The 23,391-nt window shown below is 67.8% G+C and carries 18 protein-coding genes; 5 read left to right on the forward strand and 13 right to left on the reverse strand.

Features of this window, described 5'->3' with window-relative positions:
- Positions 1-9 precede the first annotated feature (9 nt).
- Entirely contained in the window at positions 10-2,427 is a 2,418-nt protein-coding gene (locus EV672_RS01855; RefSeq protein ID WP_166643436.1) for a DNA translocase FtsK, read from the reverse strand.
- A gap of 268 nt (positions 2,428-2,695) precedes the next feature.
- A complete protein-coding gene (locus EV672_RS01860) occupies positions 2,696-3,367 on the reverse strand; it encodes a Crp/Fnr family transcriptional regulator (RefSeq protein WP_133605867.1) in 672 nt (223 codons plus the stop codon).
- Positions 3,368-3,655: 288 nt separating this feature from the next.
- Between EV672_RS01860 and trxB the strand changes: the two genes are divergently transcribed.
- From trxB to fabI, 4 genes are all read left to right on the forward strand, one after another.
- Entirely contained in the window at positions 3,656-4,612 is a 957-nt protein-coding gene (gene trxB, locus EV672_RS01865) for a thioredoxin-disulfide reductase (RefSeq protein ID WP_133605868.1), read from the forward strand.
- Between the two features lie 219 nt (positions 4,613-4,831).
- A complete protein-coding gene (gene rpmB / locus EV672_RS01870) occupies positions 4,832-5,065 on the forward strand; it encodes a 50S ribosomal protein L28 (RefSeq protein WP_133605869.1) in 234 nt (77 codons plus the stop codon).
- A 13-nt stretch (positions 5,066-5,078) separates the two neighbouring features.
- Positions 5,079-5,249, forward strand: coding sequence for a 50S ribosomal protein L33 (gene rpmG, locus EV672_RS01875; RefSeq protein ID WP_133605870.1), 171 nt, complete (start codon positions 5,079-5,081; stop codon positions 5,247-5,249).
- Positions 5,250-5,418: 169 nt separating this feature from the next.
- Positions 5,419-6,267, forward strand: a complete 849-nt coding sequence (gene fabI, locus EV672_RS01880; RefSeq protein ID WP_133605871.1) for an enoyl-ACP reductase FabI — start codon at positions 5,419-5,421, stop codon at positions 6,265-6,267.
- Positions 6,268-6,369: 102 nt separating this feature from the next.
- Here the strand turns inward: fabI and EV672_RS01885 are convergent, their stop codons facing one another.
- The 9 genes from EV672_RS01885 to EV672_RS01925 all read right to left on the reverse strand — a co-directional run bounded on the left by EV672_RS01885 (position 6,370) and on the right by EV672_RS01925 (position 14,416).
- A complete protein-coding gene (locus EV672_RS01885; protein ID WP_133605872.1) occupies positions 6,370-7,596 on the reverse strand; it encodes a DesA family fatty acid desaturase in 1,227 nt (408 codons plus the stop codon).
- Between the two features lie 141 nt (positions 7,597-7,737).
- Positions 7,738-8,181 (reverse strand): type 2 periplasmic-binding domain-containing protein, encoded by a 444-nt coding sequence (locus EV672_RS01890; protein ID WP_133605873.1) that lies wholly within the window; start codon positions 8,179-8,181, stop codon positions 7,738-7,740.
- 19 nt (positions 8,182-8,200) lie between these two features.
- Positions 8,201-9,532 (reverse strand): hypothetical protein, encoded by a 1,332-nt coding sequence (locus tag EV672_RS01895; protein WP_133605874.1) that lies wholly within the window; start codon positions 9,530-9,532, stop codon positions 8,201-8,203.
- Positions 9,533-9,741: 209 nt separating this feature from the next.
- Positions 9,742-10,560: a lysophospholipid acyltransferase family protein gene (locus tag EV672_RS01900; RefSeq protein WP_243738464.1), complete on the reverse strand. Its 819-nt coding sequence runs from the start codon at positions 10,558-10,560 to the stop codon at positions 9,742-9,744.
- Complete coding sequence (locus EV672_RS01905) at positions 10,557-11,900, reverse strand: dihydroorotase (protein ID WP_133605875.1); 1,344 nt, start codon at positions 11,898-11,900, stop codon at positions 10,557-10,559. Before EV672_RS01905 ends, EV672_RS01900 begins: the two co-directional genes overlap by 4 nt.
- Positions 11,897-12,862: an aspartate carbamoyltransferase catalytic subunit gene (locus tag EV672_RS01910; RefSeq protein WP_133605876.1), complete on the reverse strand. Its 966-nt coding sequence runs from the start codon at positions 12,860-12,862 to the stop codon at positions 11,897-11,899. Before EV672_RS01910 ends, EV672_RS01905 begins: the two co-directional genes overlap by 4 nt.
- Positions 12,862-13,377 carry a bifunctional pyr operon transcriptional regulator/uracil phosphoribosyltransferase PyrR gene (gene pyrR / locus EV672_RS01915; RefSeq protein WP_133605877.1) on the reverse strand — a complete coding sequence of 172 codons (516 nt, stop codon included), beginning with the start codon at positions 13,375-13,377 and terminating at the stop codon, positions 12,862-12,864. The genes EV672_RS01910 and pyrR overlap by 1 nt, the downstream gene beginning before the upstream one ends.
- Complete coding sequence (ruvX, locus tag EV672_RS01920) at positions 13,374-13,832, reverse strand: Holliday junction resolvase RuvX (protein ID WP_133605878.1); 459 nt, start codon at positions 13,830-13,832, stop codon at positions 13,374-13,376. Before ruvX ends, pyrR begins: the two co-directional genes overlap by 4 nt.
- Positions 13,829-14,416 (reverse strand): YqgE/AlgH family protein, encoded by a 588-nt coding sequence (locus tag EV672_RS01925; RefSeq protein ID WP_133605879.1) that lies wholly within the window; start codon positions 14,414-14,416, stop codon positions 13,829-13,831. Before EV672_RS01925 ends, ruvX begins: the two co-directional genes overlap by 4 nt.
- Positions 14,417-14,490: 74 nt before the next feature.
- Between EV672_RS01925 and EV672_RS01930 the strand changes: the two genes are divergently transcribed.
- A complete protein-coding gene (locus EV672_RS01930; RefSeq protein WP_243738465.1) occupies positions 14,491-15,990 on the forward strand; it encodes a cryptochrome/photolyase family protein in 1,500 nt (499 codons plus the stop codon).
- Between the two features lie 15 nt (positions 15,991-16,005).
- On the opposite strand, the gene EV672_RS01935 is transcribed toward EV672_RS01930, so the two are convergent.
- Both EV672_RS01935 and EV672_RS01940 read right to left on the reverse strand, forming a co-directional pair.
- Positions 16,006-17,121, reverse strand: coding sequence for a GGDEF domain-containing protein (locus EV672_RS01935; protein ID WP_243738466.1), 1,116 nt, complete (start codon positions 17,119-17,121; stop codon positions 16,006-16,008).
- Positions 17,122-17,143: 22 nt separating this feature from the next.
- The gene (locus EV672_RS01940; protein ID WP_133605881.1) at positions 17,144-23,374 is read right to left on the reverse strand and encodes a hybrid sensor histidine kinase/response regulator; all 6,231 of its coding nucleotides are present in this window, start codon (positions 23,372-23,374) and stop codon (positions 17,144-17,146) included.
- Positions 23,375-23,391: the final 17 nt, after the last annotated feature.

A 23,391-nucleotide genomic window follows, 5' to 3' on the forward strand; every position in this document is an offset into this window, starting at 1 on the left:
TTGTTCGCATCACACGTCCCACGGTGCCGCGTTGGCACCGCCTTCCCCGCCGCGTTGCGGCACGATGAGTTCACGGTTGCCGTTGGTGGCCATGCTGGACACCAGGCCGGATTTCTCCATCTGCTCCAGCAGGCGCGCGGCACGGTTGTAGCCGATGCGCAGGTGGCGCTGCACCAGCGAGATCGACGCTTTCTTGTGCTGCAGCACGATGGCCACGGCGTTGTCGTACATCGGGTCTTGTTCGCCATCGCCACCGCCCGAAGGCGAGCCGTCCAGGTTGCTGCCCTCGTCGGCCAGGCTGCCACCTTCCAGGATGCCTTCGATGTAGTTGGGCTCGCCCTGCGTCTTGAGGTACTCGACCACGCGGTGCACCTCTTCGTCACTGACGAAAGCGCCGTGCACGCGCACCGGCAGGCCCGTGCCCGAGGGCATGTAGAGCATGTCACCCATGCCCAGCAGCGCTTCGGCGCCCATCTGGTCGAGGATGGTGCGGCTGTCGATCTTGCTGCTGACCTGGAAGGAAATGCGCGTCGGGATGTTGGCCTTGATGAGGCCGGTGATGACGTCCACGGAAGGCCGCTGCGTGGCCAGGATCAGGTGGATGCCGGCTGCGCGGGCCTTCTGCGCCAGGCGCGCGATCAATTCTTCGATCTTCTTGCCAACCACCATCATCAGGTCGGCGAGTTCGTCGATCACGATCACGACATGCGGCAGGCGGTCCAGCGGCTCGGGCTCGTCGGGCGTCAGGCTGAAGGGGTTGGGGATCAGCTCGCCGCGGGCCTTGGCCTCGTCCATCTTCTTGTTGTAGCCGGCCAGGTTGCGCACACCCATCTTGGACATGAGCTTGTAGCGGCGCTCCATCTCGCCGACGGCCCAGTTCAGGGCGTTGCTGGCGAGCTTCATGTCGGTCACGACCGGACACAGCAGGTGCGGGATGCCCTCGTAGACGCTCATTTCCAGCATCTTCGGGTCGATCAGGATGAGGCGCACATCGCGCGCCTCGGCCTTGTAGAGCAGGCTCAGGATGGTGGCGTTGATGCCCACCGATTTGCCCGAGCCGGTCGTGCCGGCCACCAGGCAGTGCGGCATCTTGGCGAGGTCGGCCACCACGGGCGCGCCAACGATGTCTTTCCCCAAGCCGATGGTCAGCATCGACTGGGCAGCGTGGTAAACCTCGGAGCCCAGGATCTCGGTGAGCCGGATCATCTGGCGTTTGGCGTTGGGCAACTCCAGGGCCATCAGGTTCTTGCCAGGAATGGTCTCGACCACGCGGATGCTGACCAGCGAGAGCGAACGGGCCAGGTCCTTCGCCAGGTTGACGATCTGCGAGCCTTTCACGCCTGTGGCCGGTTCGATCTCGTAGCGCGTGATGACCGGGCCCGGCGAGGCTGCAACCACGCGCACCTCGACGCCGAAGTCCTTGAGCTTCTTCTCGATCATGCGAGACGTCATCTCCAGGGAGTCGGCGGTGATGGTCTCCATGCGGCCCGGGGCGGCGTCGAGCAGGTCGATCTGCGGCAGCTTGTTGTCGCCCATTTCGGCGAACAAGGGCTTTTGTTTTTCCTTGACGACGCGCTCTGACTTGGGCACCTCGATCACCGGTTGCTCGATGATCAGCGGGATGGGGTCGGCGGGCAGCTCGTGGCGCACTTCTTCGACCACGCGCTCGCGCTCGATGGCGGCTTGCTCCCCGATGCGCAGGTCTTGTGCCACCTCGCGTTGGGCTTCGTGCTTGTCGCGCAGGCCCTCGATGCGCTCGCCGATGCGCTCGGCCAACTCCAGCCAGGAAAAGCGCAGCGCCAGGGCGAGGCCCGCGACCAACAGCGCGATCCACAGCACGCCGGAGCCGTTGAAGCCCAGCCAGGTCATGCCCAGCTTGCCCAGGGCGTAGCCCAGCACACCGCCAGCGCGCTCGCCAGCCAGCAGTTCTTCGTGGCGGTACAGGCGCGCCCATTCCAGCGCACAGCTCGACGACATCAGCAGCACCGTGCCCAGCCAGACCGTCCAGGCCGGTGCATCAGCTTCAGACGTGCCGTGCGCCGCTTGCTGGGCTTGTCCTCCGACGGCCACGGACACCGCTGTGTCGCGGCGCAACCAGCGCGCCAGGCCGCTCAACCAGGCCCGCCCGCCGATGAGCAGCAGCCACCAGGCCGACAAGCCGAACAGCATCAAGGCGATGTCGGAGACCTGCGCGCCCAAGTTGCCCACCCAGTTGGCAGCATCGCGGTGCTGACCAGACGTGGTGAAAGCCGGGTCCAGCCGATCGTGGCTGATCAGGGCCAGCAGGAACAGCAACCAGGTCACACCGCCCAGCAGCAGCCCCAGTTGGAAACGCAGGGTGTTTTCGGCCGGTGCCGCGGGCGCGGCCACGCGCTGCCCGCCCGGCACACGGTGCAAACGGCCGGAAACCGTGGTGGCCGTGCCCATGCCGCGCACCAGCGACTCATCGCGCCGGTCTGCCGAAGCGCGGGCCGGCTTCGCCCGCTTGCCGCTCTGGGAGGCCGCACCGGCGTCGGTCTGAAGGGAGTCCAGGGGAAAGGTCATGCCACGATTGTGGATCAAAGCAGCGCCCTCACCCGCTCACGGCGCACGCCATTGACCACCCGACACAGTTTCGGGAGGCGCAGCAAAAAGCCGACCCATGGGCCGGCTTTTCAAGGAACTGCTTGTCGGCCAATGAGCGGCCGCATCATGATCAGGCGGTCGCGGCCAGCCGGTCCTTCAGCACCACGCTGCCGGAATCCTGCGTTTCGATCAGGCCGCGCTCTTCGAGGTCCTTCATCACGCGCGACACCATCTCACGCGAGGCTCCCACGTGTTTGGCCAGATCCTGGCGCGACACCTTGCCACGGATGACCTTTTCGCCAGCATCTTCGTCGGCCATGTCCAGCAAGGCGCGGGCCACGCGGCCGTAAACGTCCAGCAGAGCCAGGGATTCGATCTGGCGGTCGGCATTGCGCAGGCGCTGCACCAGGCCACGCAGGATGGCGTAGCTCAGCGAAGAATTCTCGGGCAGGCAACGGGCGAACTCGGCACGGCCCAGCACCAGCACATCGGTCTGGACCTCGGCGCGCACGGTGGCCGAATGCGGCTCGTTGTCGATCAGGCTCATCTCGCCGAGGTAGTCTCCCGCCTCCAGCACGGCCAGGATGACCTCGCGGCCACGCTCGTCGGACGCCACCACGCGGGCACGGCCGGTCAACAGGATGAACAGGGCGTTGGTCTTGCGACCGCGCTCCACGATGAGCTCGCCGCGGCGGTAGCGGCGCTTGACCACACCCTCGGCGATGGCTTCGGCCTGGGCTTGCGTCAGCATCGAAAACAGCGGAACGCGCCGGATCAGGTCAAGGTTGGACAACATGGCCATGGAGGGCTCCTCAGCGGGTATGGAGACGGTCAAGTCCGTCGTGTGACGGGAACTTCAGGTGAAAAAAAGCACCTGCGCGGGTGTGACAAACAACCTGTCTGACCATATTTCGGCATCCGCGCGGGATTTTTTAGCACTTTATGGAATCTCACACCAGCCGCATCGCCGGAACAGCCATGGGAATCCCTCACAGCTCGCAGCCGACGCATCTCTGAGCGAAAATGGCCGCCAACGAACGCACGGCCATCCGCGGCCTGATCCTGCGGCACGCCACCCAGAAAGGCAACCATGAGCACCCCCCAGCACAGCAACGTCCTCATCCTCGGTTCGGGCCCTGCCGGCTACAGCGCCGCCATCTACGCCGCGCGCGCCAACCTGCACCCCACCCTGGTGACCGGCATGGCCCAGGGCGGCCAGCTGATGACGACCACCGAGGTGGACAACTGGCCTGCCGACGTGATGGGTGTGCAAGGCCCGGAGCTGATGCAGCGCTTCCAGCAGCACGCCGAGCGCTTCAACACCGCCATGGTCTATGACCACATCAACCAGGTGGACCTCTCCAAGCGCCCCTTCACGCTCAAGGGCGACAGCGGCACCTACACCGCCGACGCCCTGATCATCGCCACCGGCGCCTCGGCCAAGTACCTGGGCCTGCCCTCCGAGGAGGCCTTCATGGGCCGCGGCGTGAGCGGCTGCGCCACCTGTGACGGCTTCTTCTACCGCGACGCCGTGGTGTGCGTGGTGGGCGGCGGCAACACGGCCGTCGAAGAGGCGCTGTACCTGTCGAACATCGCCAGCAAGGTGCACCTGATCCACCGACGCGACAAGTTCCGCGCCGAAGCCATCATGATCGACAAGGTCCAGGAGAAGGTCGCCGCCGGCAAGATGGAGCTGCACCTGTTCAACACGCTCGACGAGGTTCTGGGCGACCAGAGCGGCGTGACGGGCGTGCGCATCAAGAATGTCAACGACGGCTCGACGAAAGAGATCGAGCTCAAGGGCTGCTTCATCGCCATCGGCCACTCGCCCAACACCGACATCTTCAAGGGCCAACTGGAGATGAAGGACGGCTACATCCTCACCCGCAGCGGCAGCAACGGCTTCGCCACCATGACCAGCGTGCCGGGCGTGTTCGCTGCCGGCGACGTGCAGGACCACGTGTACCGCCAGGCCATCACCAGCGCCGGCACGGGCTGCATGGCCGCACTCGACGCGCAACGCTTCCTGGAGCAAGGCGGCGCCTGAAAAGCGATTGCAGCCGGATTTTGCCAAACGGTCAGAATCTGGCTATAATCGATGTCTTTGCAAATTCGTCCCGACGCCAGTGGCGGGTTCACGGTTTTTCGTGGGCTTGATCACAGTGCTCGGAAGGGTGTTCACCAGGGCTTGCGTCCTGCTCTGTGCACTGGCCACGCAACATCAGCATCGCCCCAAGCGGTGCATATCAGCGAACGGAGAAGCGTCATGGCACGCGTCTGTCAAGTCACGGGTAAGGGCCCGATGTCCGGGAACAATGTTTCCCACGCCAACAACAAGACCAAGCGTCGTTTCCTGCCCAACCTGCAGTACCGCCGTTTCTGGGTCGAGAGCGAAAACCGCTGGGTGCGTCTGCGCATCAGCGCCGCCGCTCTGCGCCTGATCGACAAGAAGGGCATCGACGCGATCCTGGTGGATCTGCGCGCCCGCGGCGAACTGTAATTAGGAGAACACCATGGCTGCTAAAGGCGGACGCGAAAAGATCAAGCTGGAATCCACTGCGGGTACCGGCCACTTCTACACCACCAGCAAGAACAAGAAGACCACGCCCCAAAAGCTGGAATTCATGAAGTTCGACCCCAAGGCACGCAAGCACGTCGCCTACAAGGAAGTCAAGCTGAAGTGATGTGTCGGGGTGCCCCGGCACCCCTCATGCCACACGCAAAGCCCACCTGGCGCCAAGCCCGGTGGGTTTTTCTTTGCGCGCAAGCTTTGTCCTAGCGCGCCACTCGGCTGACTTGCGGCATTCATGTGTGCAGCGCAGCATGGGGCTTTGGCCGCCCTGCTCACCCACCATGCCCGACACCGCCCCCGACGCCACTCACAACACCACTCACAACGGCGACGCCAGCACCCACACCTCGCCCACTCAGGCCCTGCCGCCCCTGCTGGCCGGCAAAAAGGCGCTCGTGGTGGGCGTCGCCAACGGGGACTCCATCGCCACGGGGTGCGCGCGGGCGTTTCGGCTGTGTGGCGCCGACGTCGCCCTGACCTACCAGAACGACAAGGCCCGGCCCCACGTCGAGCCCATCGCCCAGGAGATCGGCGCCGAGATGCTGCTGCCGCTGGACGTGACCCAGCCGGGCCAGATGGACGCCGTGTTCGAGGCCCTGCAGACCCGTTGGGGCCGGCTGGACCTGCTGGTGCACTCCATCGCCTTCGCGCCCAAGGCCGATTTGCAATCGGGCCTGCTGCAGAGCTCCGCCGAGGGCTTCGCCATGGCCATGGACATCTCCTGCCACTCCTTCCTGCGACTGGCCCGACGCGCAGCGCCGATGATGACCGAGGGTGGCACGCTCTTCGCCATGAGCTACCTCGGGGCCAACAAGGTGGTGCCCAACTACAACCTGATGGGCCCGGTGAAGGCCGCGCTGGAAGCCAGCTGCCGCTACCTGGCCTACGAGTTGGGACCGCAAGGCATCCGGGTGCACGCCATCTCGCCCGGCCCCATCGCCACACGCGCAGCCTCGGGCCTGAAAGAGTTCGACGTGCTGCTGGCGCACGCGGCCAGCGAGGCGCCCTTGCACCAGCCCATCGACACCATGGACGTGGGCCTCACCTGCGCGCACCTGGCCAGCCCGCTGGCACGCCACCTGACCGGCTCGACGGTGTACGTCGATGGCGGGCTCAACATCATGGCGTGAGCGCCCAGCTGTCGGACATGAAAAAGCCGCCTCATGGCGGCTTTTGTTGGCGGCGTTTGCTGGCAGCTTTTGCGGCGAACGGCGCCAACCGGTTGAGGCAGCTCAGGCGTGGGCTGCGCGCAGCTTCAGCGAGAACTCCTGCAGCGCCTGGATGCCGCTGGCTTCGGCGCGCTGGCACCAGTTCTGCAGGTCGGCCACCAGTTGCTCGGCGGACACATTGGTGCGCGTCCAGAGGGCACGCAGCTCCTCGCGCATGGCGATCAGCTTGGCCAGGTGCGGGTGGGCCTCACAGGCTGCGGCCACTTCCTGCGGCACGCCGGCGGGCATCTGCTCGACGTCGCGGTGCATCCAGCGGCGCACGCGCGCCAGGCGGCTGGCAGCGCCCTCTTCCCCCGAAGCCTTCAGGCGGTTCAGTTCACTGCGACAGGCCAGGCGCACCTCACGGGCGTAGCCAGCCATCAGCTCGTAGCGGTTGGCCACGATGGCTTCCAGCGTCTTGGCGTCGGCCACGGGCTTGATGTTGCCCAGGGTCAGGCGCGGCGGGGTCTTGCGGACCTTGGCCAGGCCCAGCATTTCCAGGCCACGGATGTAGCCCCAGCCGATGTCGAATTCGTAGGGCTTGACCGACAGCTTGGCCGAGGTCGGGTAGGTGTGGTGGTTGTTGTGCAGTTCTTCGCCACCGATGATGATCCCCCAGGGGGAGATGTTGGTGGAAGCGTCGGGCGCCTCGAAATTGCGGTACCCCCACCAGTGGCCCAGGCCGTTGATGATGCCGGCCGCCGTGATGGGGATCCAGACCATCTGCACGGCCCACACGGTGATGCCGATGGCGCCGAACAAGGCCAGGTCGATCAGCAGCATGGCGATCGGGCCCCAGTTGTTGCGCGGGGTGTAGAGCGTGCGCTCCAGCCAGTCGTCGGGCGTGCCGTGGCCAAATTTCTTGAGCGTGTCGGCCTTGGCGGCTTCCACGGCGTAGAGTTCACGGCCGGTCAGCAGCACAGTCTTGATGCCGTGGGCCACCGGACTGTGGGGGTCTTCGGCGGTTTCGCACTTGGCGTGGTGCTTGCGGTGCACGGCCACCCACTGTTTGGTGACGGTGCTGGTGGTCAGCCACAGCCAGAAGCGGAAGAAGTGCGAGGGGATGGCATGCAGCTCCAGCGACCGGTGGGCCTGGGCGCGATGCAGGAAAATCGTCACCGAAGCGATGGTGATGTGGGTGAGAAGCAGGGTGTAGGCAACAATTTGCCACCAACTGGCATCGGCCAGACCCTGAATGGCCCAGCCCAGCAGGCCGTCGTGCAGGGCCTGCAACAAAGCGGAATCGAACATCAAAAGACCTTTCAGCGGGACGCAAGATTGTAGGTGTCCGCGAGGGTGCGCCCGTCCCTGCCGAAAAGATAAAGGGTTGCCGCGCGGCCAAAGCCACGAGACAACCCTGAGTCGCCGGTCATTTGACCGCTCGGAGGCAGATCAGTCGATCGTCAGCACGGCTTTGACGGTGCCGTCCACCGCCGATTTCTCGATGTAGCCGATGGCGTCGGGGTTGGCCGCCACGAACTTCTTGACGTCGGCCGAGCTGCCCAATTCCTTGGGCGGCGTGGCCTTGCCGGAGAAGGTCAGGCGGGCCCAGGTGGCCTTGACCTGGGCCGAGGTCTTGCCGGTGGCCTTGGTGTAGAACTGCTCGTGCACGGGGCTGCCGTCGGGCAGGTCCACGGGCGCAGCGGTGCTGCCGGACGGCAGGGTGTTGCTCTTGCCCAGGAAGATCGACGAGACCTGCTCGGGCGAGAGGTTGGCGATGGCGCTCTTGGGGTTGACGATCACGGCCACCTGGGCGGATGCCGCGTGGGCCAAGGTCAGCAGGCCGATGGCGACCGCAGACTTCAGCACGGACTGGAGGGTGTGGGGGTGTTGCATGTGTGTGGCTCCCTCAGGCTCAAAACACGAAATCGACGGCCAGGCTCAGCACGTTGACTTTCTTCTTGTTGTTGAAGAAGTCCTGGCCCGAAGCGGTCGTAGCGTCGGGGTTCAGGAACAGGCCGTTGCTGCTGGAGGGCTTGGAGATCCGGTCGAACTGCGCTTTGAGGGCCATGCCCGTGCGGAAGTCCCAGCGGGCGCCCAGGGACAGGGTGTTCTGTGCCACCTTGCCGCTGTTCTGCAGGGCAACGGCGCCGCGATAGGCATCTGCACTGAAGTTGGCCAAAGCAGGGTTCACCGTGCCGTTGATGCCATCCACCGTGAGGCGCGAGACCACGGCGTACGGCAGGACCGAGCCGATGCGGTAGCCGCCCAGGACGTACCAGCCCGTGGTGTCTGCCACCGTGCCTTGCTGGATTTTGCGCACCGTGTACTCTGTGGCCAGCACGATGTTGTTGCGGTCCATGGAGAAGCCTATGCCTGTGAAGGACGAATCGGTGCCGTTGGTGGCGACAGCAGCGGAGGCGCCGGCCGCCAAGGCGCCGGCCTGGGCGCCGAGTTGGGCCGAACCGGTCTGAAGCGCCACGCCCGGACCGAGCAAGGCCAGACCTGACAGCAGGGTGTTCGTCGATGCCGATTCAACGGTCAGCTTGCCCTGACTGTGGCCCAGGCGAACGGTGTAACCGTCGTCGAACTCGGCCTGCAGGTTCAGCCCGAACTGGTTTCGCAACTTGACGACCACCGGGTCCAGGGCAGCACCGTTGCTGGCCAGCGCGGAGGCGTACTTGGCCTTGGTCTGGCCGGCCCACAGGGTGCCCGTGACAGTGGCGCTGCCCAGGGTGATTTGGTGGCTCAGGTCGCCGCCGTCGGTGAAGCTCACCGGCACCTGGCCATAGACGTCCAGCGGAGGACGCACGGGGGTGTTGGCGTAACCCACGTCGCGGAAGTCGGACACCATGAAGAACGGCGCGCCGATGCGACCCACACGCAGCGTGGTCGAGGGCGTGGCTTGCCACTTGGCAAAGGCCCACTCGATCTGGGGCGTGTACTCGCCGGTGGCGCGGTACTTGGTCAGCAGCTGGGCAGTGGCCGAAACCGTGTCGGTGAGTTTGTAGGTGCCTTGCAGGCCCAGCTTGGTGTCGGGGTCGAAGCTGGCCGAACGATCGGCACCACCGCCTTGACCGGGGTAGTTGAAGTAGGCCTGGTCGTTGTTCGTGCGGGACACACCGACGGTGCCGAAGCCGGACAGGCGCAGCTTGCCGTCGGCGAAGGTGTACTCGGCCTGAGCGCTCATGCAGACGACCATGGCGGCTGCAGCCAGGGGCAGGCACCGAAGGTTCTTTTTGGACATGGAGGGACTCCTCAAGGGGTTGGGGTCGATGCCACGGCGCCCAGGCCTCGGTCGAGGAAACCCATGAGCGTCGCAGGCCCTTTGCGCGATGCGGCAAGGGGTGGCCTAAGACTATCGGCCGATGGCCCGAGAAGTTGTCCGAAAAAGCACCCAAATGCTGCGCAATTGTTCACACAAGCGCGCAACACATCTTCACGGCTGAAGGTGGATCAAGTCTGATCGGCTTGATGCGCTGCCTGGATCGCGGCCGACAGGCGCTGCGACATCTCGCTGTGCAGCCGCTCGGTCAGCACGCGGCGGTCGGCGTGGACCACGGTTTCGGCGGGCAGGATCTGCACCGACACCGTCAGGTCCTTGGCGCTGGCCACCATCCACATCGACGTCAGCAACCCCGTGTCGCCGATGTAAGCCGCCGAGGGGCTGACGGCATGCTGGGCGTCGCGGTAGCTCAGCACCACCGGCTGGATGGGCGCAGGCGCGTCGATGGCCGACTGCACGAGGTTGGCATGGAAGTGCATGAGTTCGTGGCCCGCCCCCGTGGTGCCTTCCGGGAAGACGGCCACGCTCTGGCCATCGCGCAGGGCTTGCGCCATCAGGCCCAGCACGCGCATGGCGTCGCGGCGGCGCTCACGCACCAGGAACAGGGTGCCCGCGGCCGTCACCAGGCGGCCGATGACCGGCCATTGCCCGACCTCGGCCTTGGAGACGAAGCGCGAGGGCATGACCGAGTTGATGACGATGATGTCCAGCCAGGAGATGTGGTTGGAGACCACCAGGCGCGCCCCCGCATGGGGCCTGCCCTGGCACTGCACGGTCAGGCCCAGCAGGTTGAGCAGGCGCATCGACCAGGCGATGGTGCGGCGCTCGCGCGTGGCGACGTCTTGCGCATCCCAGACGGTATAGACCAGCACCAGCCCGTAGAGGATGTGCGCCACCACGCGGCTCAGGCGCCAGATGGCGATCGGTGCGCGCCACCAGTTCGTCGCCATCGAGGCTGTGGGCACGGGCCCAGGTGCCGCGGCGCTCATGGGCTTGCGTTCAGGGCGGCAGACTCGTGGGCCACCTGGCCGGCCACCAGGGTCAGGCGCACGCGGCCTGACAGCTCGAAGCCGGTGGTCTCGAACGCGAACGGCGTGTGCTTGCCCTGGCTGACCAGCTCGGCCGGCGTCACCGTCCAGCGCGCGGCGGGGTCGAACACGACCACATCGGCCACGCCACCGGGCACCAGGCGCCCAGCGCTCGACGACAACGAACCCAGGGCATCGCCCAGCACCTTCACCGGGCCTTGCGTGACCACCGACAGCGCGCGGCGCAGCTTGTCGGCCGCGGGCTGGGCCTGGTGGTCGGCACCGGCCCACTTCAGCGCCAGGCTGAGCAGCAGTTCCAGACCGGTGGCACCGGGCTCGGCCTCACCGAAAGGCAGCACCTTCTCGTCTTCGCTGACCGGGGTGTGGTCGGAGACCAGCGCGTCCAGCGTGCCATCGGCCAGGCCGGCCTGCAAGGCGTCGCGGTCGCGGCCCTGGCGCAGCGGCGGCGTCACGCGCATGACCGCATTGAAGTAGCCGATGTCAACGTCGGTCAGCAGCAGGGAGTTGATGCTGACGTCGGCCGTGATGGGCAGGCCCTGCGCCTTGGCCTGGCGCACCAGCTCGACGCCAGCGGCGCTGCTGATGCGGCACAGGTGCAGTCGGGTGCCGGTGGCGCGCACCAGCTCGATGAGGGTGTGGATGGCGATGGTCTCGGCGCTGACGGGCACGCCCGAGAGGCCCAGGCGCGTGGCGACCGAGCCGCTGGCGGCCACGCCCTTGCCCAACCACGGGTCCTGCGGGCGCAGCCAGACGGTGTAGCCGAAGGTGGCGGCGTACTGCATGGCACGCTGCAACACCAGGGTGTCCTTGATGGCGACCTCGGCTTGCGAGAAGCCGATGCAGCCGGCCTCGACCAGCTCGGCCATCTCGGTGAGCGTTTCGCCCTTGAGGCCCCGCGTGAGCGCGCCCAGCGGGAACAAGCGGCAGCGGCTGAGCTTGCGGGCACGCAGCTTGAGCATCTCGACCAAGCCAGGCTCGTCGAGCGTGGGGTCGGTGTCGGGCAGGCAGACCACGCTGGTCACGCCGCCGGCGGCAGCAGCGGCCAGCTCGGACTCCAGCATGCCTTCGTGCTCGTGACCCGGCTCGCGCAGGCGGGCGGCCAGGTCCACCAGGCCCGGCGCCACGATCAGGCCGGTGGCGTCGATGCTGCGGTCAGGCGCGAAATCGGCCGGCACCTTGCCGATGGCGCTGATGCGGCCCGAGGTGATGGCCAGGTCACCGACCTGGTCCAGGCCGGAAGCGGGATCGACCAGGCGGCCGTTCTTGATGATGATCTTCATGCTTCATTCCCCGCGATGATGCCCATCACCGCCATGCGCACCGCGATGCCGAAGGTGACCTGCGGCAGGATGACGCTTTGCTTGCCATCGGCCACGGCCGATTCGATCTCCACGCCGCGGTTGATCGGGCCCGGGTGCATCACGATGGCGTCGGGCTTGGCCAGGGCCAGCTTGGCTTGCGTGAGGCCGAACTCCTTGAAGAACTCGCCGGAGCTGGGCAGCATGCCGCCGGTCATGCGCTCGTTCTGCAGGCGCAGCATGATGACGACGTCGGCATCCTTGATGCCCTCTTCCATGCTGTGGCAGACGCGCACGCCCATCTCGCGCAGGTCGCCGGGCACCAGGGTGCGCGGGCCGACCACACGCACCTCGGGCACGCCCAAGGTGGTCAGCGCGTGGATGTTGGAGCGGGCCACGCGCGAATGCACGATGTCGCCCACGATGGCCACGGTCAGGCTGGAGAAGTCTTTCTTGTAGTGCCGGATCGTGTACATGTCCAGCAGCGCCTGTGTGGGGTGCGCGTGGCGGCCGTCACCGGCGTTGACCACGTGCACGTGCGGGGCCACGTGCTGGGCGATCAGGTAGGGCGCACCCGACTCGCTGTGCCGCACGATGAACATGTCGGCCTGCATCGCGGACAGGTTCGCGATGGTGTCCAGCAGGCTCTCGCCCTTGGAGGCCGACGAGCGCGCGATGTCGAGGTTGATGACGTCGGCGCTCAGGCGCTTGGCCGCGATCTCGAAGGTGGTGCGCGTGCGCGTGCTGTTTTCGAAGAACAGGTTGAAGACGCTCTTGCCGCGCAGCAGTGGCACCTTCTTGACCTCGCGCTCGTTGACGCTCAGGAACTGCTCGGCGGTGTCCAGGATCTGGTGCAGGATGGCCTTGGGCAGGCCTTCCGTGGACAGCAGGTGGATCAGCTCGCCATGCGCGTTGAGCTGCGGGTTGCGTTGGGGTTTTTTCATCACACCCTCTCGAAATGGAACTGGAAGCGACCTTCCGGCGTGCGGTCCAGGGACACGCGCTCGTCGTCGGGCAGGGCAATGCGGGCGGCGGAGAACGCCGGCTCGATGGGCAGCTCGCGGCCGCCCCGGTCCACCAGCACGACCAGGGTCACGCTGGCAGGGCGACCGAAGTCGAACAGCTCGTTGATGACGGCGCGCGTGGTGCGGCCGGTGTAGAGCACGTCGTCGATCAGCAGGATGCGGCGTCCATCGACCTCGAAGGGCAGGTGCGTGGCGTCCTTGCCCACGGCCAGACCGCGCGAGCTGAAGTCATCGCGGTGCAAGGCCGAGGAGATGACGCCGTGCGGCGTCTTCAGGCCGAGGTCGGTGGCGAGGCGTTCGGCCAGCCAGGCGCCGCCCGACCAGATGCCGACCAGGGCCGTGTCCGGCGTGGCCAGACGGCGCACGCCATCGAGAAGGCTGCCGTAGAGGGCCTCGGCGTCGAGGCTCAGGGTGTGGGGTGCAGGGGATGTCACTCGGGCCTCTCGGAGGGTGTGGCGGCGGGGGTGGCAACAGGGGTCGCGACCGGGATCGCGTCAAAGAATTGCTGCAGCAGGATGGCCGCCGAGGCCGCGTCCAGGTCGCGTGCGCCGAAGGACTTCGCCTCGGTGGTCGAGTAGCGCTCATCGACCTCGTGCACGGGCAGGTGGAAGCGGCCCGAGAGCTGGCGGCCGAACTTGCGCGCGCGCAAGGTGTTCTCGTGCTCGGCGCCGTCGGGGTGGTAGGGCACGCCCACCACCAGGGCGGCGGGCTGCCACTCGCTCACCAGCTGGCCGATGCGGGCAAAGCGTGCGTCGCCCTCGGCCGCGATGGTTTGCAGGGGCTGGGCCTGGCACGTGAAGCTGTTGCCCGTGGCCACGCCCACGCGCTTGAGCCCGTAGTCGAAGGCCAGGAAGGTGCGGACCGCGGACGACGGCGTCGGCCCGGTCATGCGTGCCCGGCCTCGCCCATCAGGAAGCTGCGGTCCACGCCCAGCAGAGACAAAGCCTTGTCATAGCGCTGCGCCACCGGTGTGGCGAAGATAAGCTCCGGATCCGCGTTGACCGACAGCCAGCCATTGCGCGAGATCTCGTCTTCCAGCTGCCCGGCGCCCCAGCCCGCGTAGCCCAGCGTGACGAACACGCGCTTGGGGCCAGCGCCGCTGGAGAGCGCTTCCAGCACATCGCGCGAGGTGGTCATCTCCAGGCCGCCCGAGATCTTCAACGTCGAGCTGTAGTGCTCGCCATCGTCGCCCAGGCCCTCGTGCAGCACGAAGCCGCGCTCGGTCTGGACAGGGCCGCCGTAGAACACGGGGCGCGCGGCGAGGTCATCGCGGTCCAGCGACAGGTCCACGCGCTCGAACAGGTTCTTGAGGTTGATGTCCGTCGGGCGGTTGATGACCAGGCCCAGGGCGCCGTTGTCGCTGTGCTCGCACAGATAGACGACGGTGCCCGCAAAGTTGTCATCCACCATGCCCGGCATGGCGATGAGAAACTGGTTGGTCAGGTCGATGGAATGGGAAACGTCGGCAGACATGCCATGATTTTAGGCCAGCCGCCTGCGGCTGCACCAAGACAATGCAAGACAACGCTTTCGGGCCGAACAATGTCATGAACGAAGTCCACTCATCCGCCCTGGTCTGGCTGCGCCGCGACCTGCGTTGCCACGACCACGCCGCCCTCTTCCACGCCTTGAAAAACGCGCAGAAGGTGTGGTGCGCCTTCGTGTTCGACACCGACATCCTCGACGCCCTGCCCCGCCAGGACCGCCGCGTGGCCTTCATCCGCGAAAGCCTGTTTGAGCTCGACGGCGCCCTGCGTGTGCTGGCCGCCAATGCCGGGGCGCCCGCGCCAGCGCTGACGGGGCTGATCGTGCGACACGGCCCGGCGCGCCGCGAACTCCCGAAGCTGGCCGAGCAGTTGGGCGTGCAATCGGTCTATGCCGCCCACGACGACGAGCCCTACGCCCTGCAGCGCGACGCCCAGGTGCGCGGGGCGCTGAGCAACGTCGGTGCGGCGCTCTACACGCTGAAGGACCACGTCGTCTTCGAGCGCAACGAGGTGCTGACGGGCAACGACACGCCCTACGGTGTGTTCACGCCCTACAAGAACGCCTGGTTGAAGAAGGTCGATGACTTCTACGTCAAACCCTACCCGGTGGAGAAGTACGCCGCCCGCCTGGCCACCATCCCAGCCGCGGTCTGCCCGCCCGAGCTGCCGCGCGTGCCCACCCTGCCCGACCTGGACTTCGAACCCGTGGACACGCTCAAGGTGCCCCCAGGCACCCGTGGCGGCCAGGCATTGCTGGGCGACTTCCTGGAGCGCATCGACCACTACGGCGAGACCCGCGACTTCCCCGGCGTCAAAGGCCCGAGCTACCTGTCCACCCACCTGCGCTTCGGCACGGTGTCCATCCGCGAGCTCGCCGGCCTGGCCTGGCGGCGCGCGCAGGCGGGCTCGGAAGGGGCGCGGGTGTGGTTGTCGGAGCTGATCTGGCGCGATTTTTACCACCAGGTCCTCTTCCACCACCCGCACGTGGTCGGCCACGCCTACAAGCGCGAGTACGACCTCATCAAATGGGCCAACGGCAAGCACGCCGATGCGCACTTCGCCGCCTGGTGCGAGGGCCGCACGGGTTACCCGCTGGTGGATGCAGCCATGCGCCAGCTCAACCAGACGGGCTACATGCACAACCGCCTGCGGATGGTCACGGCCAGCTTCCTCATCAAGGACCTGGGGATCGACTGGCGCCGTGGCGAGGCCTACTTCGCCGAAAAGCTGCTGGACTTCGACCTCGCCGCCAACAACGGTGGCTGGCAATGGGCCGCATCGTCAGGCTGTGACGCACAACCCTATTTCCGCATCTTCAACCCCATCAACCAGAGCGAGAAGTTCGACCCGCAGGGCAAGTTCATCCGCCGCTACGTGCCCGAGCTGACCAGCCTGCCCGACAAGGCCCTGCACGCGCCGTGGCTGGCGCGCCCGGCCGACCTGGCCGCGGCCGACGACGTGGTGATCGGGCGCGACTACCCCCAGCCCATCGTGCAACACGACGAAGCCCGCGCCGAGACGCTGGCGCGCTATGCGGTGGTGAAGGCGAACAAGGCCTGAAGCTCGGCCGCCAGCTCAGAACAGCTCGACGTCGCCGATGTGCTGTTCGCTGGACGCCATCACGCCATCGCGCACCAGCGCTTCGTGGCACAGCACCTGGTCGCGGCCCTGGTGCTTGGCGCGGTAAACCGCCTGGTCGGCCCGCGAGAACGTCACGTTGGGCGTGTCGTGGTGCATGACCTCGGTGAAGCCCACACTGACCGTGACGCGCTCCACCTGCGGGAAGGGGTAGCTGGCCACGTTGCGGCGGAAGCGCTCGAACGCGCCCATGGCATCGGCCTCGGTGCCCCCGCGCAGCAGCACCACGAACTCCTCGCCGCCGAAGCGGTAGAGTCGGTCGTAGTGGCGGAAGGTCTGGCGCATGATGCGCGCCACCAGCACCAGCACCTCGTCACCGATGAGGTGGCCGAAGTTGTCGTTGACGCGCTTGAAATTGTCGATGTCGATCACGCCCAGCCAGTAGCCCGCGGCGCTGTTGTGCCGGCGCTCGCCCTGGGCATGGCCGGCCTTGCGCTCGGCCAGCGGCATCGAGGCCTTCAGGAAGGTGGCGTCGAAGGTCTGGCGGTTGAGCAGGCTGGTGAGCGCATCGCGCTGGCTGGATTCCAGCAGGTTCTGGAAGTTGCCAAACACCTTCAGCAGGGTCTGGACCGTGCGCATGGCCTGCACCGACAAGGGCTCGGTGGAGCCCACCTCCAGCACGCCCGCCAGGCCCACTTCGACGGGCAGCGGCAGGGTGACGATGTGGCGGGCCAGCACCGCGTGCTCGCCGTGGCCCATGAGCTGCTCTTCGTCGTGCTCGGGCAGGCGCGATGCCAGGGCGCGCTGGCGGTGGGGGTACTCTTCTTCCAGCGGCAGTTGGTGGAGGTCCACCCACATCGGGTCGCTCACCGTCAGGCTGCCCTTGCGGGACAGCCCGCAGCACAGCCAGCGGCGGGATTCGTCCTCGCGCCCGATCAGGCGATAGACGGCCACGCTGGCCGCGCCCAGCAGGTCCAGCACGCCTTGCGCCAGGGTGACGTCCAGCAGTTCGCGGTCGCGCTGGGCGGTCAGCGCCGCCAGGTGCGTGATGGCGTCGTCCACCCCGGGCACGGGCCCGTGGCGAGCGTCGGATGTCGGAACCTGGGACTGCAAGGTGGTGGCTGCTGTGAAACCTTCAGGGGACCACGGTCGCAGGCACGCGAGCGTAGGTGGCCACCAGGGCCAGCAACTCCTCCTCGCGGTAGGGCTTGCCGAGGTAGTGGTTGACGCCGAGTTCGGCCGCGTAGTCGCGGTGCTTCTGTGCAATGCGTGACGTGATCATGATGACGGGCAGGTCGGCCAGTTTCCGGTCGGCGCGGATGTTGCGCACCAGATCAAAGCCGTCCATGCGGGGCATCTCGATGTCGGACAGTACCACCGTCGGGCGCTCCTGGGCCAGGAATTCAAGGGCTTCCAGGCCGTCTTTTGCCAGCACCACGCGGTAACCCTCGCGCGCCAGCAGGCGCTGGGTGACGCGGCGCACGGTGAGGGAGTCGTCCACCACCAGCACCATCGGCACATCGCGTTCGGCCGGGGTGAGCTCGCCTGCTTGCGGCTTGATGTGGCCGCGGGCGTCCGGCTGCAACCAGCCCGCCCAGGGCTGGCCGTTCAAGCCCAGCTGCAAGGCCTGGCCGGTCAGGGCGTGGGCGCGCTCGCCATAGACCGTGGCCAGGGCCACCGGGTTGTAGATGAGCGAGACGGCCCCCGAAGGCAGCAGCGTCATCCCGGCCAGGCCCGGCAGGCGCGCCAACTGGCTGCCCAGGTGCTTGACCACCACTTCCTGGTTGCCGAGCACTTCGTCCACGTGCACCGCGATGCGCTGCTGCGCCGAGCGCACGATGACCACCGGCAGGCTGCGGGCGCCTTCGAGGCCCACGGGGCTGAGGTCCAGCAATGCGCCCAGCCAGAAGAAGGGCAGGCTCAAGTCGCCGAACGGCATCTGGCCCTGGTGGTAGGCCTGCTCGATCTCGGCGGGCCGCGCGCGGCGCACCATCTCGATGAGGTGGGTGGGCACGGCCACATTGACCTGGCCGCAGCGCAGCATGACCACGCGCGTGACGGCGGTCGTCAGCGGCAGCACCAGGGAAAAACGCGTGCCCTGCCCCGCTTGCGTCTGCGTCTCGATGCGCCCGCCCATGGCGTTGACCTCGGACCGGACCACGTCCATGCCCACGCCGCGGCCCGCCAGTTCGGTGACTTGCTCGGCGGTGGAGAAGCCCGGTGTGAAGATGAGCTGGGCGAGCTCGGCGTCGCTGAGTTGCGCATCGGCCGCGATCAGGCCTTGGGCCACGGCGCGGTCGCGGATGCGGCCCAGTTGCAGGCCGGCGCCGTCGTCGCTGAAAGCCAGGCTGACTTCGTTGCCTTCCTGCGCCAGCGTCACGGTGATGGTGCCGGTGGCGTCCTTGCCGGCTGCCGTGCGGGCCTCGGGCGGCTCGATGCCGTGGGTCACGCAGTTGCGCAGCAGGTGCTCGAACGGGCCGGTCATGCGCTCCAGCACGCCGCGGTCCACTTCGGTGCTGCCACCGACGATGTCCAGGCGCACCTGCTTGCCCGTTTCCTTGGCCGCCTGGCGCACCACGCGGTAGAGGCGCTCGGAGAGGCCTTCGAACTCCACCATGCGGGTGCGCAGCAGGTCGTCTTGCAGGTCGCGCGTCAGGCGGGCCTGGGCCACGAGCTGGTCTTCGGTGGTTTCCAGGCTGCGCTGCAGGGTGCGCTGCACGGTGGCCACGTCGTTGACCGACTCGGCCATCATCCGGGTGAGTTCCTGGAAGCGCGTGTAGCGGTCGAACTCCAGCGGGTCGAACTGCTGGGAGGCGGCCCGCGCGGCTTCCATCCGGGTGGCGACCTGGGTCTCGGCCTGCAGCTCGATGTCGCGCAGCTGCTGACGCAGGCGGTCGAGGTTCTCGGTCAGGTCGGTCAGGGAACCACGGATCTGGCCGACCTGGCCTTGCAGGCGTGAGCGCGTGATGGCGACCTCACCGGCGTGGTTGACGAGGCGGTCGAGCAGCTGCGGGCGCACGCGCACCGCGGCCTGCGAGGGGCCTTGCACGGCCTCGCGGGCAACCGGGCGCAGGACCACGCCTTGCGGGCGCACCAGGGACGACCAGGCGATGGGCGCGAGGGCCTCAGCGGTCGCAACGGTCGCAACGGTCGCGGCAGAGCCCCGCGGCTCGGTCACGCTGGCGGTGTCATCGGGTGCCGGCGACAACGCGCCCTGGTCGAGATCGAGGTCCAGTGCCACATCGGCATCGGCATCGGCATCGAGGCTCACCAGGGGGGCCGACGGCTCGGCGATCGGCACCGCCTCGGGCAGGGCCTCCAGGGCGGGCTGCGCCGCCTGGGCCTGGGCATCGGCCTGGCGCAGGGCTTCGAACACATCGACCAGGCGGTCCACCCGGGCTTCGAGCGGGGCGATGGCGTCGCGGTCCACGGCCCCATGGGCCAGCAGGCGCTCGATGCTGGACTCCAGCCGGTGCGCCAGCTCGCCCAAGCGCATGGCGCCGGCCAGGCGCGCGCCACCCTTGAAGGTGTGCAGCGTGCGCATGCAGGCGGCAGGGGCATCGGGCTGATCGGGGTGGTCCAGCCACTGGCGGGTTTGCGACGACAGCTGGGGCAGCAGCTCCAGCGCCTCTTCCTCGAAGATGGGAAAGAGGTCCGCGTCGATGTGGTCGGCGGCGTCGATGTCGTCTTCGTCGTCCCAGGGCAGGTGCAAGGGCGCCAGGGCGTCGTGCGGGCTGGGCGTGGTGTGGGCGATGGTGTGCGAGATCTCGACCGGCATCGGCTCGTCGCTGCTGTGCACCAGGCGCAGGTGCGATGCAGGTGCCTCGGCAGGCTGGCCGAAATCGCCGGCCTCGATGCGGCGCGAGGCTTCGTGGTCAAAGTCCTCCAGTCGCTGGCGCAGGGGCTCGGAGGGCTCGCGCAGGAAACCGGCGGCGAACTGGTGAAGCAACTGGCGGATTTCGTCAGCGGCTTCGTTGAACAGCTCGGCGGTGTCGGCATCGGCCGGGCCCAGCTGCTGCGAGCGCATCAGGCCATGCTCCAGCAAGCGGGCGAGCTGCGACAGGCCGCTGTAGCCCACGGCCGCGGAGTTGCCGGCCAGCGAGTGCGCCAGGGCCACGGCCTCGTCGCTGACGGGACGGTGCACCTCCAGCGCCCATTCGTTGAGCGCGGTGCACAGGCGGCGCGATTGCTCGTCGGCCTCGTTGAGGTAGATGTTGAACAGCGGGATGCCGATGCGCAGCGGGCCGATCACCTTGACCTGCTCGTCGCTGTCTTCCGCGGGCACCATCGGCTCAGCGGCCTCTGCGACGTCCGCAGCTTCCACGACGTCTGCGGGCTCGGAGAGGTCGATGTCCGGCGCCGCATCCGTGGCCAGCGGCGCAGGCAGGGTCGGGTCGGTGTCGTCGAGCAGCACGACGTCGGTGGGCTCGATGACCTCCAGCGTGCCCAGGTCCAGCGCGATGTCGGGCTCGGCTGCGGACGCATCGGACGCGGTGATCTCTCTGGCGGTGTCGCTGTCGCTGCCGGCCACACCATGCGCAGGTGCTTGGGTCAGCTCAGACAGCTCGGGCAAATCAGGCAAATCGGACAGGACTGGCAGGTCGAGCGCCAGGCGATCTGGCTCGGCGACGGCGTCCAGTTGCATCGCCGGCGGCGGGGTGTCCGGCAGGACATCGCTGAGCGGCAGCTCGGGCCGTGCTTCGGGCAACACCTCGGGCAGAACCTCCGGCAACAGCACGGATGGCAACCGCAGCGGCTGGCGTTCACCGCGCAGGCGCAGGGCTTCGGCAGCGGCCACCACGGGCGCGCTGTGCCAGCCGGCGTCCTGGCCGGTGGCGATGGCCTCGGTCCAATCGGCCAGGACACCGAGCACCTCGTCGGTGAGGCCGGTGAGGTCGTCATTGGCCGGTTGCTGCGAGGCCAGCCAGGTGTTGCAGAGCTGTTCGCAGGCCCAGCCGGCTTCGCCAAACTCCTTGAGGCCCACCATGCGCGAGCTGCCCTTGAGCGTGTGGAAAGCCCGGCGCACGGCCGTGAGGGCGCTGAGGTCCGAAGGCTGGCGCTGCAGCGTGGCCAGGGCTTCGCGCGCCTCGCCGATGACCTCGCGGGCTTCCTCCAGGAAGATGCCGCGCATCTCGTCGTCGTCTTCCAGGCCGGTCGATGCGACTTCGGCCGTGGGCGTGGGCGCCAGCAGAGGCAGCACCTGCGCTGCGGGCTCCTCCGGCACGGGCTCCGATGGGTTCAGGTCGGCCAGGACCTGCGCGACCTGCTCGGCCACGTGTTCGCGGGCGGCGGCCACGGCCTGGGCGTCGGCCTCGCCGTGTGCGCCCTGGCGGGCCTGATCCAACGCGGCTTGCGCGGCCGCGAGCTGGTCGGCCAAGCCGGCCTGGTCCTGCACATGGGGCGTCTCGGCCAGTTTCTGCAATTGCTCGGAGACATCGTCCAGGCCCGCATCGCCCTGCCCCAGCGCCTGCACCACCTCTTCGGCGGCGGCTTGGGCTTCGTCCTTCTCGGCCTGGTGAACGTGGTGGGCCGCGGCCTCAACGGGATCGTCGGGCGTCAGCGGTGTTTTTTTTTCCCGGCCCATCAGCGGCGACAACACGCCGGTGGCCTCGTCGAAAGTGAACAGCGACTTGGCCAGGCCCGGCTGCACGCCCATCATGTCGATGAGGAAGCCGAGCGCGCCCAGGTTGGTGGCCAGGCGGTCGAACACGCCAGCTTGCGCGGCAGCGTCCAGGTCGGTCTCGGGCTGCAGCAGGTGCTCGACGTCGTGGCGCATGTGCACGCTGGCCTGGGCAGCGAGGTCCAGGCCCAGCACGGCCAGCACGCCGCGGACGGACTGCAGTTGTTTGGGCACCTCGATCAGCGGGCTGCGGTCCTGCGGGTCGCGGAAGAACTGGTCGATGTGCTTTTCGGACTCGGACAGCGCCGTGCGCAACTCCTGCACCACGCTGCCAATGGTCTGGCGGTCGGAGACGCGGCGGTAGAGGTCCTCCATCCAGCCTTCCAGCGGGGCGGCCGGCTGGCCTTCGCTGACCTGGCGGATGCGCTCGGCCAGGCGGTGCACGCGGTCGCGCTGCTCGGGCTGGTCGAATTCGGCGTCTTCCAGGCTGGCTTCGACGTACAGCAGGCTGGTGGCCACTTCCATGGCCAGGCCAGCGTCCGGCGCCTGTGCGCGGGCCACGCTGCGTTGCACGGCATCGGTCAGGGCATTGCCCAGAACCTCGCCCTCGGGGAAAAGCTTGCGCAGCGAATCGCCCACGAGCGAGAACTGCTCGCCCAGGCCGCCCAGGCGCAAGACCTCGCCCGCGGCCACGGCCGACCAGCCTTCCTTGGCACTGCCCACGCGCTTGAGCGCCTGGGTGATGACGGCCGGGTCGTGTCGGCCCAGCGCCGATTGCACCAGGCTGACCGGGCGGTGGCGCTCCAGCCCGAAGGTCTGGCGCACGCGGGCCAGCACGGAATGGTCAGAAGGCTGGGCCTCGGCGGCTTGCGCGCAGAAGAACAGCAGCTCGGAGGCCAGTCGGTCGGAGGGCACGCCATTGCCCTTGACGATCACGCGCAGCTGGCTGAGCAGGGACGACAGCACGCGCTTGGCGTGCACGCTGAGCTCGATGTGGCGATCGGACAGCCCTTCCAGGAAACCGCTGGCCAGCATCCAGGTGGCGGCCTCGCGGTGGGCACGGCGCTGCTCGGCATCGCGCGCCAGGCCGGTGCACAGGCCGGCCAGGGTCTGGGCGTCTTCGGGTTGCTGGCGGCGCAGCAGGCTCAGCAGGCCGGCTTCGAAGGCTTCGACGGTCTCGGCATCGGCCTTGCGCGGCGCGACGTCTTCGGGCGCGGCCAGGGTGGACTCCAGCGACAGCGCCGGCCAGTCCTGCGCCCACAAATCGGACGGGCGCGGCAGCGTGCCGCCCACGCGGGCCACCAAGGCCTCGTACTGCGGGAACAGCGCCACGGCCGAGACCTGCTTGCCCGCCACGCGGCGCGACATGTAGTCCAGCAAGGCGAAAGACGCGCGTTCGATGTCGCGCACCGCGTCGGCGCTCAGCGCGCTGGGGCGGTTGACAAACTTCTGCACCACGGCCTCGCTGGCACGCAGCAGGGCGGCACCGGCGGGCAAGCCGGCCAGCTCCAGCGCGCCCACGCCTTGGTGGATCTGCTGGCGCGCGGTGCGCAGCACGGCCGGGTCGAGCGCATCGACGTCCGACTGCGCGGCCGATTGCCGGTCCTTGAGGGCGCGGTGCAGCGCCTTGTGCGCAGCGTCCAGCGACTTGCGCAGTTCCTCCTGCACCCAGGCCAGGGCGCTGAGGTCGTCGGCATGCAGGTCTGACTCGCGTGCGTCAGCGGCGTCGGGGTGGAGGCTGTCCATGGCGTTGGTGTCCCTGT

The sequence above is a fragment of the Aquabacterium commune genome, from assembly GCF_004362855.1.
In the GTDB taxonomy this organism is placed as follows: Bacteria; Pseudomonadota; Gammaproteobacteria; order Burkholderiales; family Burkholderiaceae_C; genus Aquabacterium; species Aquabacterium commune.

Bases quoted from the DNA above. Each gene is read 5' to 3' on its own strand.
- EV672_RS01905 (WP_133605875.1), bottom strand. From the start codon at position 11,900: ATGAAGATCATCATCAAGAACGGCCGCCTGGTCGATCCCGCTTCCGGC.
- EV672_RS01885 (WP_133605872.1), bottom strand. From the start codon at position 7,596: ATGTTCGATTCCGCTTTGTTGCAGGCCCTGCACGACGGCCTGCTGGGC.
- EV672_RS01855 (WP_166643436.1), bottom strand. From the start codon at position 2,427: ATGGGCACGGCCACCACGGTTTCCGGCCGTTTGCACCGTGTGCCGGGC.
- EV672_RS01940 (WP_133605881.1), bottom strand. From the start codon at position 23,374: ATGGACAGCCTCCACCCCGACGCCGCTGACGCACGCGAGTCAGACCTG.
- fabI (WP_133605871.1), top strand. From the start codon at position 5,419: ATGCCCGACACCGCCCCCGACGCCACTCACAACACCACTCACAACGGC.
- EV672_RS01930 (WP_243738465.1), top strand. From the start codon at position 14,491: ATGAACGAAGTCCACTCATCCGCCCTGGTCTGGCTGCGCCGCGACCTG.
- EV672_RS01925 (WP_133605879.1), bottom strand. From the start codon at position 14,416: ATGTCTGCCGACGTTTCCCATTCCATCGACCTGACCAACCAGTTTCTC.
- rpmG (WP_133605870.1), top strand. From the start codon at position 5,079: ATGGCTGCTAAAGGCGGACGCGAAAAGATCAAGCTGGAATCCACTGCG.
- EV672_RS01860 (WP_133605867.1), bottom strand. From the start codon at position 3,367: ATGGCCATGTTGTCCAACCTTGACCTGATCCGGCGCGTTCCGCTGTTT.
- EV672_RS01900 (WP_243738464.1), bottom strand. From the start codon at position 10,560: ATGAGCGCCGCGGCACCTGGGCCCGTGCCCACAGCCTCGATGGCGACG.
- trxB (WP_133605868.1), top strand. From the start codon at position 3,656: ATGAGCACCCCCCAGCACAGCAACGTCCTCATCCTCGGTTCGGGCCCT.
- EV672_RS01895 (WP_133605874.1), bottom strand. From the start codon at position 9,532: ATGTCCAAAAAGAACCTTCGGTGCCTGCCCCTGGCTGCAGCCGCCATG.
- EV672_RS01890 (WP_133605873.1), bottom strand. From the start codon at position 8,181: ATGCAACACCCCCACACCCTCCAGTCCGTGCTGAAGTCTGCGGTCGCC.
- EV672_RS01910 (WP_133605876.1), bottom strand. From the start codon at position 12,862: ATGAAAAAACCCCAACGCAACCCGCAGCTCAACGCGCATGGCGAGCTG.
- ruvX (WP_133605878.1), bottom strand. From the start codon at position 13,832: ATGACCGGGCCGACGCCGTCGTCCGCGGTCCGCACCTTCCTGGCCTTC.
- rpmB (WP_133605869.1), top strand. From the start codon at position 4,832: ATGGCACGCGTCTGTCAAGTCACGGGTAAGGGCCCGATGTCCGGGAAC.